10 protein-coding genes, 2 tRNA genes and 3 pseudogenes are annotated in these 19,846 nt (G+C 34.8%); 6 read left to right on the top strand and 9 right to left on the bottom strand.

The annotated features are described in order from the left end of the window. Positions 1-216, top strand: a pseudogene (locus ACFIJW_RS00740) (hypothetical protein); the annotation flags it as partial. Positions 217-382: 166 nt separating this feature from the next. Here ACFIJW_RS00740 and ACFIJW_RS00735 read toward each other — a convergent pair. From ACFIJW_RS00735 to ACFIJW_RS00720, 4 genes and pseudogenes are all read right to left on the bottom strand, one after another. Then, a pseudogene (locus ACFIJW_RS00735) lies at positions 383-1,501 on the bottom strand (tyrosine-type recombinase/integrase). Between the two features lie 541 nt (positions 1,502-2,042). After that, positions 2,043-2,975, bottom strand: coding sequence for an outer membrane protein (locus ACFIJW_RS00730; RefSeq protein ID WP_375632820.1), 933 nt, complete (start codon positions 2,973-2,975; stop codon positions 2,043-2,045). Between the two features lie 557 nt (positions 2,976-3,532). Further along, positions 3,533-3,805, bottom strand: coding sequence for a hypothetical protein (locus ACFIJW_RS00725; RefSeq protein WP_375632818.1), 273 nt, complete (start codon positions 3,803-3,805; stop codon positions 3,533-3,535). Then, a complete protein-coding gene (locus tag ACFIJW_RS00720; protein ID WP_375632816.1) occupies positions 3,799-6,174 on the bottom strand; it encodes a mechanosensitive ion channel domain-containing protein in 2,376 nt (791 codons plus the stop codon). The genes ACFIJW_RS00725 and ACFIJW_RS00720 overlap by 7 nt, the downstream gene beginning before the upstream one ends. A gap of 180 nt (positions 6,175-6,354) precedes the next feature. On the opposite strand from ACFIJW_RS00720, the gene ACFIJW_RS00715 reads away from it, so the two are divergent. The 4 genes from ACFIJW_RS00715 to ACFIJW_RS00700 all read left to right on the top strand — a co-directional run bounded on the left by ACFIJW_RS00715 (position 6,355) and on the right by ACFIJW_RS00700 (position 12,157). Then, positions 6,355-6,732 (top strand): hypothetical protein, encoded by a 378-nt coding sequence (locus ACFIJW_RS00715; RefSeq protein WP_375618656.1) that lies wholly within the window; start codon positions 6,355-6,357, stop codon positions 6,730-6,732. A gap of 91 nt (positions 6,733-6,823) precedes the next feature. Continuing rightward, positions 6,824-9,337: a protein translocase subunit SecD gene (secD, locus tag ACFIJW_RS00710; RefSeq protein ID WP_375632814.1), complete on the top strand. Its 2,514-nt coding sequence runs from the start codon at positions 6,824-6,826 to the stop codon at positions 9,335-9,337. Positions 9,338-9,436: 99 nt separating this feature from the next. Further along, a complete protein-coding gene (gene ybaL / locus ACFIJW_RS00705) occupies positions 9,437-11,188 on the top strand; it encodes a YbaL family putative K(+) efflux transporter (RefSeq protein ID WP_375632812.1) in 1,752 nt (583 codons plus the stop codon). A gap of 15 nt (positions 11,189-11,203) precedes the next feature. After that, complete coding sequence (locus ACFIJW_RS00700) at positions 11,204-12,157, top strand: YbhN family protein (protein WP_375613484.1); 954 nt, start codon at positions 11,204-11,206, stop codon at positions 12,155-12,157. 1,124 nt (positions 12,158-13,281) lie between these two features. Here the strand turns inward: ACFIJW_RS00700 and ACFIJW_RS00695 are convergent. Then, positions 13,282-13,357 (bottom strand) — tRNA-Lys (locus ACFIJW_RS00695). Between the two features lie 436 nt (positions 13,358-13,793). Between ACFIJW_RS00695 and ACFIJW_RS00690 the strand changes: the two genes are divergently transcribed. Continuing rightward, positions 13,794-15,362, top strand: coding sequence for a TerC family protein (locus tag ACFIJW_RS00690; RefSeq protein WP_375612149.1), 1,569 nt, complete (start codon positions 13,794-13,796; stop codon positions 15,360-15,362). A 655-nt stretch (positions 15,363-16,017) separates the two neighbouring features. Here ACFIJW_RS00690 and ACFIJW_RS00685 read toward each other — a convergent pair. The 4 genes and pseudogenes from ACFIJW_RS00685 to ACFIJW_RS00670 form a co-directional block, all read right to left on the bottom strand. After that, the gene (locus ACFIJW_RS00685) at positions 16,018-16,116 is read right to left on the bottom strand and encodes a hypothetical protein (RefSeq protein ID WP_375632822.1); all 99 of its coding nucleotides are present in this window, start codon (positions 16,114-16,116) and stop codon (positions 16,018-16,020) included. A gap of 2,064 nt (positions 16,117-18,180) precedes the next feature. Then, positions 18,181-18,748, bottom strand: a pseudogene (locus ACFIJW_RS00680) (hypothetical protein). Between the two features lie 229 nt (positions 18,749-18,977). After that, positions 18,978-19,196, bottom strand: coding sequence for a YbfB/YjiJ family MFS transporter (locus ACFIJW_RS00675; protein ID WP_375632810.1), 219 nt, complete (start codon positions 19,194-19,196; stop codon positions 18,978-18,980). Between the two features lie 526 nt (positions 19,197-19,722). Beyond that, positions 19,723-19,799 (bottom strand) — tRNA-Arg (locus ACFIJW_RS00670). Between the last annotated feature and the right edge of the window lie 47 nt (positions 19,800-19,846).

Below are 19,846 nucleotides of genomic sequence, written 5' to 3'. Positions count from 1 at the left end.
TAGAAAAAAAACACAAGACGATATAGAGCTTACAGAAGCAGAAAAAGAAATACTTCAAGAAATCATCATGACCTACAAAAGCGTGAAAATGATGTCTCGCTTGATAAAATGGATGGCATTCATCCCTCTTTTATGGTTATCCTTTATTTTGCTCGTCTTATGGATGCAATAGACAATGTCTTTGCACATTTTAAACAGTGGCTAACCAAAAACTGAAAGCTTTACCCCCTCCCCGCTTTTAAAGCGAGGAAAGAGAGATTATATCGTAATCTATCCGCTAATCGCTTAAGTGTTTCTTAGACACCTGACGCGACAATAGACATAACAATTATCAAGCCTCTCCGGATATAAAAGACGCCCCTTGTTCTAAGAGGGCACGGCGCTATTCTAAAAAATCCGTCCGCATGTAAGCCTTTGTCACTGAATTCCCAACTGAATACGCAAGAACAGATTCTGCAATTTCAAATGGTGCTGACGTTGTCTCTGCTATCCAGTCCCACAGAATCGATCTGAAACCATGAAGTCTATAATCAAAACCTTTGTCTTTCATGAATTTAGAAAGTGCTACATCAGATATAGGCTTTTCAAAACTCTCAGCAAATAAAAAACCATTTTTTCTATTTTTTGCTTTTTCAATAACAGCAAGCGCTTCAGCTGTAAGCGGCACATGAAAATCAGAAACCTTTCCAACAATTCTCTTCATATTTTCTTTTGAGATAATCCATATTGATCCATAAATCTCTTCTGATCGAATATGCCTGATTGGTATAAAACAAAAAACCGTCAAAATAAGAAGTTTTAAAGCTAGATGTGATACAAGCTCATCATTTTAAGATTGAAAAAACTTAGGCATTTCTTTCCATGGCATAGCTGGAATATTTTGGGTATTTTGAATAAACTTTTCTAATAAAGCTTTTGCTTTTAATTGCATATCCACATCTATACCAAGTGCCGCCGCATGTTTTATAGCTATATTCAAGCGGGATAGAGCTTTACTTGCTGTTTCGTTTTTTGTCTTCCAAATGGAAGAAATGCATCCTTTTATATCAATTTGCGTCAGTTCAATGATTGGCGTATCACCAAGTTTAGGAAAAACATGTAACTCAAGAGGTGTTAACCAGCTTGCTGCTTTTCCTTCATTTTTCAATTCGTTTTTTTTCGCTTCAAAAGCACTAGAGGCAATTTCTCGTAAAGAAATCCCCCCTGCTCGACGCAAATTTTCTTTTTGTTTTCGGCGAATCGGGTCAATTCTTTGATTTAAAAGATCACGATAAGCTAAAGCTTTGAACAGTGCTTCTTTTAAAGATACATAGCGACAAGAGCCTAATCCCATTTCTCGTCGTCTTTTATTGAGGTCAAACCTAAAAAGCCATCATCCTTGATCTGGTGTAGTTTTGATAAGCCATAAACCAGCTCTGTCAGCATATTTTCCTTTAGATAGATTTTTTACAGATAAGACAGACAGTCTATCACGTTCTTCGAACCACCTTTTTAAAAACACCTTTTGAATTACACTTGGAGCACTTTCATCTGGTACCAAGATTATATATAAAAGGCAATTTAATAAATAAAATAAAATAAAAACAATTAGTTATTAAATAGAAAAAAGATAAACTGTGCTATCAGGTGATATTCTAGAGAGTTCTAAGGGAAGAAAAAATTGTTGCACAAACGTGCACGCCGTCCGCACCACTCTATGTGAATTTTCTTTATTTTCTCATTACTTAGATAGTAAAAACTCTCTTTAAGTTTACTGTTTGCAACTCTATAACGGTATTATAAAGTGATAACTGTAATAATATGAAAGACGAAGCAATCCTTCTTTGCCAACAAATGTTTCAACCACACCTCGTGAACTAAAAATTTTTTATTCTTAACAATTAAGAATCTGAGTAACTCTTCCTTACCTCCTCATTCTCACTCAAAGTCAAAGCCCCCCTTTTTTCACCATAAAATAGTGTTTACAATGCATAAAATTAAAAAATAAAGGCCCTATCGAAGAAATAGGACCTCTTAAATTTAAGCTCCTTTATCATACAAAATTAGAATTTGTAAGCTATTCCTGCGCGAAAATCATTCGTCTTATACTTAACTTCAATCTCGTCTTTAAATTTCCTTTTACCAAAATCTGAGTAACGATATTCCGCACGCACAACAAGATGATCTGTCATTGCAAAATCAACACCACCACCGAGAGTATAACCAATCATCGTTTTTGTTACATCCGATGTCCTATTAAATGGCTCACCTCCCGTAATTACTGTCGACAAAATATCTTGAAACTGTCCATAAGCAACACCACCAGCAATATAAGGCATCACATGCCCCGCAGAAAACCCAACACGCACCCGTGTAGCACCTGTCCATTTTTGTTTTAACGTATGATTAAACGTTAAACTGTCTTTCTCTTCTTTATCCTCTGCAGAAGAGCGAGAAAAGTCTCTACCCTGTCTTCTGACAAGTTTTGCCTTTTTTCGACTTTTTCCTTCTGTACCTAATTCCTCAGTATCAGTACCCGATCCTTCAGTGCCCGATCCACCAGTGTTAGGACCACCTGCACTCGTTTCATCAGCCTGAAATCTTGTTTTTGTATCCTTTTTTTCCGTTAAAAGCATATCCGTATCAATCCCCACAATAAAATTATTACCGAGATCAAAATTAACACCCGCATAAAAACCACCTATAAATCCAGAAAGCTCAGGCATATACTGCTTCTCGACAGGCACCCATGGTTTACTTTTACTCTCCTCATCGGGATAGAGAGGAATATCAACATCACGCGTTATTGCAGAAGTCTTACTTGAAAAGCCACCAACTTGCCCCCCGAAATAAAAACCTGCCCAAGAAAAAGGTGAAGAAGCAACAACTTCTGAGGCAACATGTAATGGCTCTTCGTGAGCCACCACATCTGCAGCCTGTACTATAGAAGGTGAAATCAAAGAAAAAACAGATGCTGTTATAAATTTTGTATTCATAAAATTATACCCCATTGCTAAATTTAAATATAATCAAAAATCACATTTAGAAAAACAAAGTTTTATAAAATCTTATGCTGTAAAATTGCATTTACTCCTTTATATTTACATTTAAATTTATCACTATAATAATATATCATTACACCAAAATTTAATATTATCAAATAAATTTTAAAATATTAGAATAATTAATACTTTAAATAATAAATATTTAATAAAAATACCTATTATATTTTTAAAATGATGAAATATAAAACATTTTGTATCAAAAATACCGCAAAAAAATCACAAAATAGTATATTTTATGCCTTTTTAATGAAAAAAATCTAAAAATGATGTAATTATTTTTAGATAATCGATGTTCATTAACAATATTATAAATACCTCAATATTCTTACATCCAAAATGCATACTGTAGATTATACATAGTATAAAAAAACATCCATTTTATACTAAAATCATACTTTTTTTTACCATTTTCTAAAGGATGAGATTATTAATACGACAATATCATTATCCTTCTAAATCTTGTCCCCAAACAAAAATTCTCAATCATTTTATTTAAAAATTGCTCTTCCCCTACTGATTTCTATAATATCATCTGCCTTTATTGCAAAACGGTCTTTATTAGGAAAAGTTATAAAACATCCCTTCATACAAATTGTAATTGTTTGATGAGTATTTAAAGAAATTGTTGAAGGTATACTTCCTTCAACAACAATAAGAGATTGTATCTTTAAATCAGTATTCTTCACTGTTGCAGCAAAAGCTGTTATGGTAAAAATACTTAATAGAATAACTGTAATCAAAATATAAGTATATTTTAGCATTCTAAGATTCCTTCCTCAGCAAAACGCTTATATAGGCTAAATCGAAGAGCATTGGTTACATGAGAAGATAAGGTAATATTAGGCACATAAATAGCCAAATTAAAGGAAAAACTCTTACGATCAAATGCTGTAAAACTTACCTGTGGGATAGGATTTTTTAAAACGCCTTCTGTCGCAGAAGCAATCTCTAACAAAATTTCAGCAACATGCTCTGGAGAAACCTTAGATGATACAGTAACTGGTATATCAATTCGTCCTACTTTATTACGTCGTGTCCAATTACTAACGCTGTTATTAATAAGGCTTGAATTGGGAATAATAATCGTCTTACGCTGAATGGTCTCAAGTTCCGTTGCACGCACACTAATACGCTTAACAACCCCCCCTACTGATCCAGATTCTATATAGTCTCCTATTTTAAATGGTCTTCCAACTAAAATAATAAGTCCAGAGACAAAGTTTTGGACAATATTCTGTAAACCAAAACCTATACCAAGTGAAAGTCCTCCAGCAATAAGAGCGAAATTTCTAAGATCCAAACCTGCCATTGATAATCCGGTCAAAGCAGATACAACAACGCCTCCATAACTTATCACTGTTTTGATAGAATTACGTATACCAGAATCGAACTCTCCATGAACCAACACCACATTATCTAACCAACCAATAAATCGGCGAATAAGAAACCAGCAAACACAAAAAGAAATAATTCCTGTTACAAGAGAAATCAAAGAAAGACTAATATTTCCAATCTGAAAACCGGTCACCGATTGCCACAAAACTGCTTTTAAATCAGAATAGGAAAATCCAAACTGTACAGCAATTGGCATTGCACAAAATATAACAACAAATAAATTGAGAAAAACGCTCATAAAAACTCCCAATTGATTCATCGTTTTTTCTTCTAAATGAAACCTCTGCATCAAAAGATGACCAACCGTTGTTTTAATAAATTGGTCTTTAGTTCCAAGTGCTTGAGCGCTTTGTATTCCTAAATACATGAGAACTAAAAATGCTCCATCAATCATAATTTGCTGCGTAATAAAACGCGCAAGTCCAACATAACCTAAAAAATTCAATACAAAGAGCAGTAACCCCAAGCCAATAAGAGGAATGCGTATATAAAATGGCCAAAAGTATGGCTCTTTTTTTTCTTCTTGAACACGCCTACGTCTAAACCGCAAAGGTACAAATGATATTATAAATAGCAATATCGCTACAAGAAAAACAGCAATAAAACTTTTAGCAATTGTCAAAGATAGAGGCGCTGAAATGATTTGATAAATACTATCAAGAACAGCGTCAAATGCCAAAATACCCCCTAAAGACGTGAGTAAAATCACTAATTGATAAGCAGACGATGGTGCAATACTGAGAAGACGCACATGGGGACTATTCGATGATAGAAGAACAACAGCTAATCGATTGATTAAAAATAATAAAATAATTTGACAACCTATCATATCAAAAACTGTTGTAAGTTTACCTGGATCTAAGTTAAAACTACGAAACAAAAACAACACAAGATAAACGCAAAGAATACATACAAGTGAAGGTAAGAAAACTGAAATAAAGGCGATCAATAAGCGTTGTAAATAAGATATTTCCTCATTAGACTTCGTAAAGTGGCAATACACATGAACAAGAACTTTTTGAGAAAAATACGAAAGTCCCAAAGTAATAAAAAGTGGAATTAAAAAGCAAAGAAATAGTTGTAAAAACTTGAAGTAAAATATAAAATTCCACCAAGAATTTAACAACACAAGAAAATCTGATGAAGCCTCTTTTGTTTTTTGGGCGAGATGTTTAACCATCGGAATCGAAAACTCAAGCCTATACGTAAGCGTGCGTTTAAAAAGCTCCCGAGATTGAGAAATGGAAAGTTCAGCTATTCTATTTGCCGCTAAGAAAATTGCTTCAAAACGAAGCATGATACTGTTAATTTTAGCTTTTTGCTCTATCAAGTAGGAATATTCCTTCACTGAGCTTTTCAGTTTTTTCACCTCACGATGGAGCTCCATTAATTGATCAAGAAGTGTATTAATCTCATTAAGAGGAGGACGCAAAACAAATGCTGCCTCAATAGCACGTTCACTGATATCTTGTGCACGTAACCGTAATTCTTCTAAAGCACGCTCATCTTCTGGCTTTCTGTCAAAATCTCTTTTTAAAGTTTCAGTATTTTCTTCAAGAGTCTCAATAATCAACTGTTGTTGCTGAATAATTTCATCAACTGAATAAGAAGCTATCGTTTGTTCGACAATTGTATTTTGTGCCCCCCTATTACCCCATGCACCAGAATTAAATACAAAGATAATCCCCAAAAGAAGGAAAAGTATGTGGATGTTTTTTCTACAAAATGAATACATATCTACCTTATGAGCACAAAAAGGATTTTATTTCTCTCTTTTAAATATGGTATAAAGTAGATGTTTTCAACTTTTATAGAATAATCTTATAAAAGCTTTCCCTTATCCTATAATACTGATAATAAGATAAAAGAATGATAAATAAGCTGAACTCAATAAGATTAAAGAAGGCACTCTAGCATGTTTTTTTTGCACCTTTATTGCAAAAAAGAAGATTTTCTTCCTTTGACAACCTGGATTTTTCTATCCAGTTTAGGTGTATTCTTGACGAGCAACCTAGAAACGCGTGCTTATTTAATCAAACAATCACACACCAATAACGTCATTAAAACGAATAGATTTGATTTACATCATAAATGTGATCATGTGAATGTTACCACAACTGAAAACAAAAAACTTGTAACACTCCATACAGAATCTATTTTTATGAGGACCTTTCAAAAAATCCTAACATTGGATTTCTTTTTAATAAGGATTCCAGCTGTTGACACACGATTTCGTAACGTTAAAACACAATATTTCTCAAATAAACGCGCTCCTCCCAATGAACACACTTAATTCTCTTCCTTGAATATAAAAACGATCATCTTATTTTACTTGTGCTTTTAACTTTGAATAACTGTTAGATTGCCTATTTACGGAATATATCATGCGTACACCTGGTTGGTTAACTACCCTTTATTGTTTTATTCTTTTAAGCAGCATTTATGTTGCCTTACCCAATTTATTTTCACACGAACAAGTTAAAAACTCGAAATTCTTACCCGACACCCGTGTAGCACTTGGTCTTGACCTTCAAGGAGGCTCTTCTCTCCTGCTCGAGGTTGATAGCAAAACGTTAAAACGCGATCAGTTACATATAGTTTTAAGCAATGTGCGCAATGTATTGCGTGAAAAACAAATCCGCACCTCAAGTGTGCGTATCGTTGAAGATAGCGTTATTGCCCTTATTTCTGATCCATCGCAAACTGAAAAAGCACTCTCTGCTTTGAAAACATTAATAACCCCCATACACAGTAGCTTTGGCACAACAGAACATAACATCACGATCAGTGCTCAAAATGAAACTCTCCGCGTCACATTAACAGAAGCTGGTATAAAAGACCGTGTCAGCAATGCTATTGAACAAAGCTTAGAAATCATCCGTCGTCGTATAGATCAAGTTGGTGTTTCAGAACCAGCCATCCAAAAGGTTGGAAATGATCGTATTATGGTCCAATTGCCTGGACTACAAGATCCAAAACAACTGCGTGATCTTTTAGGAACAACCGCTAAGATGAGTTTTCATCTTGTTCCTTCTAATGTGGACCCCAATAATCCCCCTATAGGTGTTTCTATTCTCCCTGGATACACTGATGCAACACAACATTATGCAATTTATGATCAAATTGCTTTAGATGGAAATGTCCTGAAAGATGCCCGTGCAGGTTTTGACCCCCAAATACCAGGACGTTCCATTATTTCATTTACGCTAGATTCCGCTGGCGCAAAAATATTTGCTGATATAACACGACAAAATATTAACCGTCCTTTTGCCATTGTTCTGGATAATAAGGTTTTAACCGCTCCGACCATCAATAGTGTCATTCCCAATGGACAAGGTCAAATTACAGGAAACTTTGACCCCAAAGAAGCCTCAACTCTGGCTGCTCTGCTTCGTGCTGGTTCCCTCCCCGCACCACTCACGGTCATTGAAGAGAGAACTGTAGGTCCAAATCTTGGTGCTGATGCCATCCAAATGGGACTTTACACCGGCATAATTGGCTTTATTCTTGTTGCAATTTTTATTTTTCTTCTCTATCGTATTTGGGGATTAATTGCCAATATAGCGCTAGCTCTGCATACAATTTTAACATTTGCTGCACTGAGTCTTTTGGGAGCTACGCTTACGCTGCCTGGTATTGCTGGTATTATTTTAGGTATCGGTATTGCCGTTGATGCTAATATCCTTATCAATGAACGTATCCGTGAAGAAAGTCGAAAAGGTGTGGGTGCTTTTGCAGCCCTAGATCGTGGATTTAAACACGCTTTTGCAACCATTGTTGATGCAAATGTTACAGCAATTATAGCGACCGTCTTACTATTTTGGTTCGGGACCGGCCCCGTTCGTGGTTTTGCCGTAACAATGTTGCTTGGTATTATCATCTCCATGTTTACAAATATCACCATTGTACGCATCATCATGATTTGGATCGTTCGTAAATGGAAAATTAAAAAATTGCATATTCACTCTGCTTTCAACATCATGTCACAAAACACAACTTTCCACTTTATGAAAGCACGTTTCATTGGTATTGGCGTCTCAATTGTTTTATCAATGGCTTCAGTTTTTCTCTTTTTTAAGCCTGGATTGAATTTTGGTATTGATTTCATTGGCGGAAGCCAAATGAGTATTACCACGAAAGGACCAGCAGATCTAGCAACTCTGCGTTCCAAGCTTTCTACTCTTAATATTGGTGAAATTACCTTGCAAAATATTGATAACGAAAATACCGTATTAATTCGCATGCAGAAACAAAGCGGTGGCGAAGCACAACAAACCACCGCCATTGATAAGGTCAAAACAGCTGTACAAAATATCTATCCCGATACCACATTCGATCAAATAGAAATTGTTGGTCCCAAAATTTCAGGTGAGCTTGCCACAGCTGCTTTTACTGCTGTTATTCTTGCGGCTATTGCCATGTCTCTCTATATATGGTTACGCTTCGAGTGGTTCTTTGCCATTGGAGCAATTATCACTCTCATTCTAGACACCACAAAAATGATTGGCTTTTTTGCTTTATTTCAATTTGATTTTAATTTAACGGCTATCGCCGCACTCTTAACAATTGTTGGATATTCTATAAATGATAAAGTTGTCGTCTATGATAGGATGCGCGAAAATATGCGTCTTTATAAAAAAATGCCGTTGCGCGAACTGATTGATCTGTCCATTAATCAGGTTCTGGTACGTTGTTTTTTTACATCAGCCACAACAATTCTTGCGATGCTCCCCATGGCGATATGGGGTGGAAGTGCTGTTCATAATTTTGCATTACCCATGGTCTTTGGGATTATTATTGCAACATCATCCTCTATCTTTATTGCTGCTCCTATTTTACTCCTGCTAGGAAATTGGTGGCGTGAGCGAAATAATCGTGCAAATATCAAAGTGAAATAAAAATGCCCTTTAATGCGTATGGTACATCTCGCCTCTCTTCTCATAGAAATATAGTCGTTTTCATTCATTCGCTTTTTGATCAAGAATAGTAAATAATCCATGCTCCACGACACACCACTTATCACAACTATTGTTGCAGGCTTATGTTTAGCATTTCTCTTGGGAATGATTGCTAGCCGTTTACGTATTTCACCACTTGTAGGCTATTTGTTAGCTGGTGTTATTGTGGGACCCAATACAGGCGGATTTAAAATAGATTCCGTCATCATTAATCAACTTGCTGAAATTGGTATTATTTTGCTGATGTTTGGTGTTGGGCTCCACTTTTCATTAAAAGACCTTTTATCTGTCAAAGCTATTGCTGTCCCCGCTGCTATTGCACAAATGGCATTTTCTACTTTTCTAGGTTTGTGCCTTGGTCTGATTATGGGATGGGGCTTTAGTGGTAGTTTGATCTTCGGTCTTGCTTTATCCATAGCAAGTACCGTTATCCTGCTACGTGCTTTGCAAGAGCGTCATCTTATTGAAACAGAAAAAGGACGCATTGCCGTTGGATGGTTGATTATTGAGGATTTAGCAATGGTCCTTATACTTGTCCTCATCCCTTCCTTGGCAAGTGCCCTCAGCAATACCAAAAAAGAAGCGTTGGATCCTCTTGTTCAATGGTTGGATTTAAGTATTTGGGGTATTTTTGGTCTCACCATCCTAAAAGTAATTTTATTTATTGCACTTATGCTCGTCATTGGGCGACGCGTTATCCCATGGCTTTTAAAAATGAGCGCACAATCGGGATCACGTGAATTATTTCGTCTTAGCGTCTTTGCTATTGCATTAGGAGTAGCTTTCGGAGCCGCTCATTTATTTGGAGTTTCTCTTTCTCTTGGTGCTTTTTTTGCTGGTATGGTCATGAGCGAATCAGAATTAAGCCACCGTGCCGCGGAAGAATCTTTACCACTGCGCGATGCTTTTTCTGTTCTCTTTTTTGTTTCTGTAGGCATGTTATTTGACCCCGAGAAACTCTTAACTCATTTTTTCCCTCTCTTAGCAACCTTATTCATTATCGTAATCGGAAAATCTGCTGTTGCCTTTTTCATCGTTAAAGCTTTTCGCTATTCTAATGCAACAGCTTTGACTATTTCTGCAAGCCTTGCCCAAATCGGAGAATTTTCCTTTATCCTTGCTGGTTTAAGTTTAAGCTTAGGACTTTTAAACAATGACGCTCATGATTTAATTCTTGGAGGAGCAATTTTTTCTATTTTGCTCAATCCTCTTGTTTTCATTGCCTGTAATAAAATTAAAAAACGTCTAGAAAAAAATTCTGCATCTTCACAAAATACCCAAATAATTATTGATATTGATCCACAAGATCCTGACCAAGATTTTTTACCGATGACCTTAAAAAACAACCATATCGTAATTATTGGCTATGGTCGTATCGGTAAGTGTGTTGCATTATCTTTAATAAATAAAGGTGAACCTATAGTGATCGTAGAAGAATCAAAACGCCTCTCTGATAAAGCGATTGCAGATGGCTTTGAGGCTATTTGCGGCAATATCATTCAACAAGAAATAATGAACGCAGCAAATATAAATAATGCACATAAAGTTGTTATTACAATGCGAAGTACCATTGAAGTAGGAGAATGTATCGTGAATATCCGTGATATGAAGAAAGATATCCAGATAATCACACATGCATTATCCGACACAGAGACAACATATCTCATTGATTTAGGTGCTGATGTTGTAGTAACAGATGATGAAGAAATTGCCAATGGCATTATAGAGTATATAACAGAACGAAGATCTGTAAGGAATATGCTCAATCATGAAAATTTACAGAAAACATAAAATGGATACAGAATCGTGAAAATAAAGCAATTTATATGGCCATTGATTGGTATCTTAGCAATGCTGGTATCTATTCGAATTCTTTACATGAAGCTCTCTGCCATTTCATTTGGGGATGTATTGGAGCGCTTGAGCAATTTAAATGCACAGCACTGGTTATTAGCCTGTTTATGTTCTCTCCTAGCTTATGCTGCTCTTGCTGGATATGATCGAATTGCCTTGCAACATCTAGGCCATAAAATTTCTTGGATTTTTATCGCTATATGTTCATTTACAACCTACGCTCTTTCACACAATATCGGTGCTTCAGTTTTTTCTGGTGCCGTTGTACGCTATCGCGCCTATAAAATGAAAGGATTAAACGGAACAGAAATCGCAATATTAGTAGGTTTTTGCTCTTTTACTTTTGTAATCGGCACAATCTTACTTTTGGGAATCGTTTTGGTGCTGCAACCCGAAATTATCACCCTCATTCATAAAGAACTTCCTGAATGGCTCGGAACAACGGCTGGAGCAATTTTACTCAGCTGTATAGCACTTTATACGTTTGGCAGCTGGCTTCAGTTAAAACCCTTACGCTTGGGGAAGAAAATTCAACTTTCCTATCCACGACTGAAAATTGTTATTCAACAGCTTCTCATTAGCCCTCTAGAGCTTTTAGGAGCAGCAGGAATTATATATGCTGTTCTCCCACATAACGCAGATATTCATTTTATCTCTGTTCTTGGTGTTTTCCTAGCATCTTTTACGATAACTCTTCTCTCTAATGCTCCAGCAGGAGGAGTAGGAGTTCTTGAAGCTCTCTTCATAACAGGCATGCCCAATATAAATCCAACCGATGTTATTGCAGCACTTATTGTCTTTAGAATGTTTTATTTGATTATACCCCTCATCCTTTCATTATTTGTGGTCGTCATTTTTGAGGCGCAACAATATTGGAAAAGAGCCCCCAAAACACCACCTGAATAAATAAAAGGCTATCAATGACTTCTTTTTTATGTACCTATAAAAGAACAAAACACCATCGTGTTACCAATTTACATATCTTTTTTAAGAAACCTCTCTCAACGCTCTTCTCCATTACACAACAATACCCGTAAATGTTATAATAGTAAAGCTATTGTTGCACCAACATCTTTATACTTAATAAAAGAGCAAGCCTGCGCCATTATACTATTTTTCCAATGTTATGATAACTTTTAGCACTTAAGAACATTAATAAGAATTATTTTTATGCCTTTCTTCAATAGGCTTTATCCACACGTTAATCCCATTTATGATGCACAAATGAATGATTTTAATTAATTTATTATAAGAGGGATTGAAACAAAAGAAGTTTATGATAGTAAAGTTTTTTCAAACAAAGAATAATCAATTCTTTATAAATCAATATATTATAATGAATCTGAGTGGCTTTCTTAATATTTATATTTTTAGAGGTTTAGCTAACGGAAAGACAGCATAGCGTAAAACCACACAGCTTAATATTTTAAAACTTTAAGCCTCATTAAAGTTTATTGTCTTTCGTTTAACAGGTATTAGCTTTAAACAATTAAACTGATCTAATTTTATTACTTGTATATCCATATAACTACTATGTATGTCCAGATAACTACTTTATTTTATCTTGATTTACCCTCTTGGAATACTGATGATTATTACAGAAGTTTTTTGTTTAAGCGGGAGAGTTATCAAAAAATATCCACGCTGCTGACACAACTAAAGTGTAAAGTTTCTTCTGTCTTTAAACAATATGCTAAAAATCCAAAAAAATTTTAATCAATTTATATTAAAAGAAGTGAAAACTGTTGATTTTTATACCCCTTTAAATAACACAATTGTCGGTAAGAAGCTTCTCCTTACCAATTGCAACTTAAAAAAAAAGAAACAATACGCATTAAAAGATCTTTAAATGTCCTTTGGAAGTTCTTTGAGTCCCCTAAAAAGTACAAAAACCGATGACTAAGCTATATCAACAATCTTCACTTTTAAACAAACAGATATGGGGAAATCCTACTGCCCAATTTTATTTAGCAACTCATACCTTAAAAAAAATTACGCAATCAATAAGTTATTTACGGTATAAAATAAAATGGTGGGTGATGAGGGGATCGAACCCACGACCCGCTGATTAAGAGTCAGCTGCTCTACCGACTGAGCTAATCACCCATAAGCTTCTCAAAAGACGAGAATGAGCGTTTCTATAACGCTCCTAAGGATAGATGTCCAGATATTTTGTTGTTTGTTATATAAACTCATTGTCTGTAAGGTTAAAAATATGATATTCACCACTTGATCTTATATAAAAATAAACCCATTATAAGAAGCTTTATAAATAAATGTTCTGATTGTTATACAGAACCTATAGTTAGAGGATTATCGAGCATAATGCCCGAGCGAAAATTAGAGGAACCTTCTTGTGGTTGTAAGCGGGATGGGGCATCATTTTGTTTTATCAAAAATCACATGCATTCAAGCAATATTGTGCTGTTTTTTTCTTTGAATATAAGTTTTTTACATTCAATGTTCATGATCCAATATACGAACAAAAGCCTATGAATTTTTTTTGTCAATCGCGCGCTTTTAAGCTTCTAAAAGGTAAGGAATGATGGAATGGATCACTGATCCCCATGCGTGGTTTGGTTTGATCACGCTGGTTTTTCTCGAAATTGTTTTAGGAATAGATAACCTTATCTTTATTGCAATTTTAGCTGAAAAATTGCCACTGCATTTGCGTGACCGCGCACGCTTTATAGGTCTTACTTTAGCATTAATTATGCGGCTTTTTCTTCTTACCGTTATTGGATGGGTTATGAGACTCGATAGAGTAATTCTTTCACTTTCATCTTTTGTATTTAGTTGGCATAGCTTTATTTTAATCGGTGGTGGAGCCTTTTTGCTCGCAAAGGGAACGCTAGAATTACATGAAAGGTTAGAAGGAGTATCACATGAAAGAAAAACAGGCGTTGGTTATGCTGTTTTTTGGCAAGTAATCGTCCAAGTCGTGGTGCTGGATGCCGTTTTTTCACTAGACAGTATTATTACCGCAACAGGTATGATTGCAAAAGAGCAGGCAGCAGTTATGTATATCGCAGTCATAGCTGCTATGGGAGTAATGATGTGCGGATCTGGTGCTCTTATGCGTTTTATTAATCGTCATCCCACTATTGTAATCCTTTGTCTTGGTTTTTTGATGATGATTGGTTTTACTCTCATTGTTGAAGGATTTGGTTTTCATATTCCAAAAGGGTATTTGTATGCTGCTATTGGTTTTTCTGTTCTTATCGAAGCTTTTAATCAAATTGGACGTCGTAACCGTGAAAAAATGATTAAAACGAATGATCTACGCAGTAGAACAGCTGATGCTGTTTTGAGGCTCTTAGGAGGAGGAAGCAAAGATAGTCACCTTGCTGAGACTGTAGATGTTATTGCTGAACAGGCCGCAGCTTCTGAATTGTTTAGACCAGAAGAAAAGGAGATGATTCGTGGTGTTCTCGATTTAGCTGATCGCCCTGTTCGCTCTATCATGTCGCCGCGTAATGAGATTGAGTGGTTAGATTTAAATGCTGATGAAAATGAAATGCGTGAAGAATTACAAAAGGTTAAACATAGCCGCTTAATTCTTGCGCGTGAAAAAGTGGATGAATTTGTTGGCGTTGCATTGACAAAAGATCTTCTTTTGAATTTGGCTGAGGGGAAAAAGATTAATTGGAAAAAAGCTATGCGAGAACCCCTCGTTGTTCATGAAAATACAAGTGTTTTACGATTGATGGAGCAATTACGTCATTCTTCGATTCAGCTTGCAATTATTGTTGATGAGCATGGATCTTTTGAAGGAATTGCAACACCAACCGATATTCTCGAAGCTATTGCAGGAGACTTTCCTGATGACGATGAAGAACTCATGATCGCAGAACAACTTGAAAATGGCAGTCTTCTTGTTGAGGGATATGCTGATATCCGCCGTTTAAGTGGTTATCTTGGGCGTAACCTTGTGGATGAAGCAGATCGTTATACGACTCTGGCAGGCTTTATGCTTTGGCAGTTTGGTCATTTACCAAATGAGGGAGAAAGCTTTGAAACTGATGGTTTACACTTTAAAGTGATTGAAATGGAACGCCGAAACATATCTAAAATCCTTATTTCTCCACTTGTATCACCAGAAAAAAGCTAATTCTTTTTATAAGCAAAATGAATAAAAAGATTTTTTTATGATTAAAAATTGAAAAGAATAAGCAGTTGATAACTCAATTGCATTTCATTATTTTTATATTTTTTTTAAGCGTAAAGTAATGACATACAAAAGTTATATTATCAATGAACTTTCCATTATAAAAAATTTTCATTGATGATTGACGAAAAGCTGGAAGAGAGAAAATGGTGCAAAATTATTTGTCAATGGTCATTAACCTCAAAACAATGAATATATACAACATATTGATTTATAATAATTATTTATTACAATATTACCTTCACATCAAGAAAGCCTCTTTCAAACATCAGATTTCCGCCAATGGATAAAACTCCACCATTGTTGAGTTAACTCAACTGATGATGGCATCTTTAAACCAGACTCTGGCTCCTATAATCTTTTTAGATCTTCTTGATATTTCTTAAGGAACTATTCCTTAGCTTTTGTTTCGATAAATTTAGCTATTTTTTTCCTTCCAAGAATGAAACTCCACCTCTCTGGAAAGCTCTTATTAAGAACTTTGTTTTTCTTCCAGATGGTTCATATTTTTTACTACTTTTGCAATGAAAGCGTAGCTGAGTTGCTTAGATTTGACTACTTCTTTGACTAAAGCCAATGCACGTTCAAAATGAATCTGTTAGGTATTTTCATCAAAGCCTAAATGATCCTCTGTACTGAAAATTTGGTAATAAGATTGTAAGGTTGCAACATCACCCAATAAAGCTAGTGCACCAATATGAAGTAAGCTATAATCTGCATCATCTACCTTGATAACCTTTATGTGCCCTCCAACTTCACTCTATCGCCAAGGTGGTGCTCCATATCTGGAATAAAAGCATTTATGAAGATCAATTTTTTCTATCGCCTATTTCAAGACATAATCCCGCTTAATTCCAACCAATCCGCATATATTTCTTCTTCACAAACTCTCAACCCCTTTTTATAAAAATCAAGTTGTAGATCTTGTAAGTGCTGAGAATTGATAGGGATCAATTACCATAGGCAGCAGCTAAAATACCAGTACTAATCGAAACTCCAACATCAACTTACGGATAACCTTTGATAATTGCGTCATTATAAAGAATTTGTACTTCACAATCTGGTAGTTGATAACATGCTGAATAATTATCTACCTCTTTAATTTTTTCAACAAACCAATCAAGATTTTTGAAGAACACTGTTGCATTCTCCATGATTAAAAAATTCTTTGCTCTACCTCAAAAGAGGTTGTATCCATATCAAAAGTCAAAAGCGAAGCAGATTTTTGCAAACAAAAGTGATAACGCCGTGTAAGAGAAGAATCTTATCAATAAGGTCTTTGGTGATTTCTTTTGCAACGTCTAAACGAGATGGAATCTTATTCATAAAAAAATATAATAAAGTCAATAGTTTGCATGCAATTATTTTATATGAATCCCATTTAAAATCTACACTTTTATACGTGATTTAATTAACCATTTTTCATAAACAATTACCATGTATGGATAGACCATAAAACGCAAATCATGATGCAAATGTTATAACGCATGTAAACATTCAAATGAAGTGAACGCAGCTATCATTCATAACAGTTCATAAATTTTATGATACGTTTTTATCACACACAAATCGCATTATTAAAAACGTAATCGTTTGAAATTATCGATAACATAAATTGCATGCGTTTAAAGAATGGTATGGGGTTTACTCTTTTTTTGAGCTAAACCTTAAAAGAAATAATCATTTGAAACTATCATAGAATAGGTTTTAATTCATTAAGGGCACATAAAAGGATTTAAAGACAAGTCGATTTTAAAGCGGCGCTTACTAAAAAGTTAGTCAATAATAAGCAGACATCATATAGATATTATCATCACAACAGGTAATGAAATTGATAATGTTATGTCGTAGAAATCAAAAGATTTTTAATGATATAACGCAGGCAAACAAGCAAAAAACGTTTTAAAAGTTACAGTTTAAAAATACGAAACCAAATGACGTCCCCTCAAATTTGAGGATACTTATTAAGACAAAGATAAGTAGATAAATTTCAAAAGGATTGCAATCATATTACAAAGGCATGGTGTTTTACTCAATTTTGAGTTAAAAGCGACAATATTAAAGACTGCTCTACTCTAAAGTTAACGAGCTCAAATTTGGGCTGATTAATTTTGCCAGCCCAAATATGGACCGGCTTATTTGCAGAGAAGTTAAGTTTAAATGCAAAGTAAAAATACGCTTATGAGAACCTCACTAAATGAACGTTTAAACGTTTAGAGACACAAAATGATATCTCTATAAAAACGTTTGAAACCTAGGTTTTATAACAGTTTAAAAGCCTTAGATTTTATAAAAAGCGGTTGTTTATTGTCTTCTGAAAAGCTGCTTTTAAAACCAATGCTTGTAAATTTAAACAACGGGTTTTGTTACAAATATTCACTTAATACGCATTTTCTCTTGATTGTCTTGATATGAACCTACCAAGCGTTGAGACATTTTGATAATGTACTTTGTGTCAAATGACCACTTCAAAAATGCGAGCGTTATTCTTAATACGTTTTATAGCCATACAAAAGTGTTTATAGATTCTGTAATTCAAATGAGTGATTAAATATTATACCTGTCATTTACGTTCCTATTGATCAGTTTTAATCAATAGAATAGAGCGTTTGCAATATGATACGTTTTGTATATATGCATTCATTATTGATTTCTTTTGTATGATCTGTAGTACCTCTATTTAAAAGCAGCGTTATATCAATTGGCACGGCTTTCTTTTATGATGCGTTTATAACCATCAAAGAAGCACTCTCCACGTCTGTCATTTATTCTGTTCATCAATCTTGATAACATCATCACTTTCATAAACCTCACAATTTATGGGAACCGAATATAAATCGCTATGTCTTTTTATTCTTGCATTGCCATAAACAGAGCTATACCCATCAGTATGATACCCCATGCTAGCATTGCCGTAAACCTTGCCTAACAACCGCATGATCATAAACCGCGGCATTGCTATGAATACGTGCACTACCGGATAATTTTTCATTCCCATAAACCCACGCATAATGATAAACTCAACCGTTATAAAAAAGATGAGCATTGTCATAAACATGAGCACCAAAATACACATAGGTTTTATCACATATAAGGGTATTGCCATAGACATAGCCACCAATGGCAGTATTGCCATAGCCCCTTGTATTTTCATAAACACGACTAGATGTTACAACACGGCATTATCAGCAACCCAGCAATTGCCATTATGAGAGAGATTGCTCTTTCATTTTCAATAAAAGCATCTAGACCGCCTTTTTTACATCACCAAAATCTTTTAAAGCACGAATGCGATAATATATATATACATGACCAGTCACGAAATCCATTTAATTGATCTATTCATATTTTGGATGTTTTTTTCTGATTAACAGGAGCGGTTTCATTTGCAATGGAAGAAATAACGGAGGTGTTTTTTGATATAGTTGTCATATTCAAGCTAATAATAACATATTCATTACCTAAGAGAATAGCAACTCCTATACCTGCCTAAAGCGAAGAAATAATCCGCCCATTATGGCTATGCTGCATGACCATCATAGAACCCAAAACCATCATTCACCAGCAACAAAACGGATCAAAAGGACTAAGTGTTAATGCCATGAAAATAATAAGTGCACTCATTACTATAGCTGCACAAGATAGTATGCGAGGAGCAAGAGATATAATCCCAATTCTGCCAAACGTAAAGAACATACTCCCAACTAAATAACCACCATAATTAGCGTTCGGTATATAAGAAAGTTGATTAAAGCTAAACAATCCCTCATCCAACATAACTGGCAATATTGGTGTATAGAGAAATTACCAGATAACCATATCAAATACAGCATTTTGAAACAATTCAAATCTTGACGGTTGTTTTTTCCCCCTTATTATTCCTTTAATTGGTGATATTCCTCATCCGCGTTCCATATCACCATAACAGCCTTTAACTCCAAAAATAGAATAAAAGCAAATTTAGCTATTTATTTTAATGCTCAAAACAATATATTTAGCGATCTACTGTCAACATCGCCAGATCAGTTGTACAATAACATATTGAATTAATATGTATTTTTATGTTATAAATGTTTATAGTTAAATTGAAAGCATATTTAGATAATCTTGCTTTTTTATCTTGATATTTAAAATGACTAACCGAAAAATTATATACGCAGCCATAAATTTTACTTCTCTTGAAATTATTTTCTTATTCGCTACAAAACTTAATAAACAACTCAAATGACCATTTTCATAAAAGAGGAAAGTGGCTTCTTTTTAGGTAATATTGTTATTTAGGATAATATGAAGTTGAAGAATTTGGTGCACCCGACAGAATTCGAATCTGTGACCTCTGCCTTCGGAGGGCAGCGCTCTATCCAGCTGAGCTACGGGTGCTCCACACTAATTATTAAAATCAGTTATGGTCTTTTAACTAATCATAC

Origin of the sequence: Bartonella sp. MM97QHHN (genome assembly GCF_042194285.1) — a bacterium.
In the GTDB taxonomy this organism is placed as follows: Bacteria; Pseudomonadota; Alphaproteobacteria; order Rhizobiales; family Rhizobiaceae; genus Bartonella.
The sequence above is the reverse complement of the archived record's forward strand: the minus strand, read 5'-3'. Positions and strand labels throughout refer to the sequence as shown.

What these genes read in the sequence shown, in the direction of transcription:
- ACFIJW_RS00730 (WP_375632820.1), bottom strand. Translation starts at nt 2,975, where the DNA reads ATGAATACAAAATTTATAACAGCATCTGTTTTTTCTTTGATTTCACCT.
- ACFIJW_RS00725 (WP_375632818.1), bottom strand. Translation starts at nt 3,805, where the DNA reads ATGCTAAAATATACTTATATTTTGATTACAGTTATTCTATTAAGTATT.
- ACFIJW_RS00720 (WP_375632816.1), bottom strand. Translation starts at nt 6,174, where the DNA reads ATGTATTCATTTTGTAGAAAAAACATCCACATACTTTTCCTTCTTTTG.
- ACFIJW_RS00715 (WP_375618656.1), top strand. Translation starts at nt 6,355, where the DNA reads ATGTTTTTTTTGCACCTTTATTGCAAAAAAGAAGATTTTCTTCCTTTG.
- secD (WP_375632814.1), top strand. Translation starts at nt 6,824, where the DNA reads ATGCGTACACCTGGTTGGTTAACTACCCTTTATTGTTTTATTCTTTTA.
- ybaL (WP_375632812.1), top strand. Translation starts at nt 9,437, where the DNA reads ATGCTCCACGACACACCACTTATCACAACTATTGTTGCAGGCTTATGT.
- ACFIJW_RS00690 (WP_375612149.1), top strand. Translation starts at nt 13,794, where the DNA reads ATGATGGAATGGATCACTGATCCCCATGCGTGGTTTGGTTTGATCACG.
- ACFIJW_RS00675 (WP_375632810.1), bottom strand. Translation starts at nt 19,196, where the DNA reads ATGTTGGATGAGGGATTGTTTAGCTTTAATCAACTTTCTTATATACCG.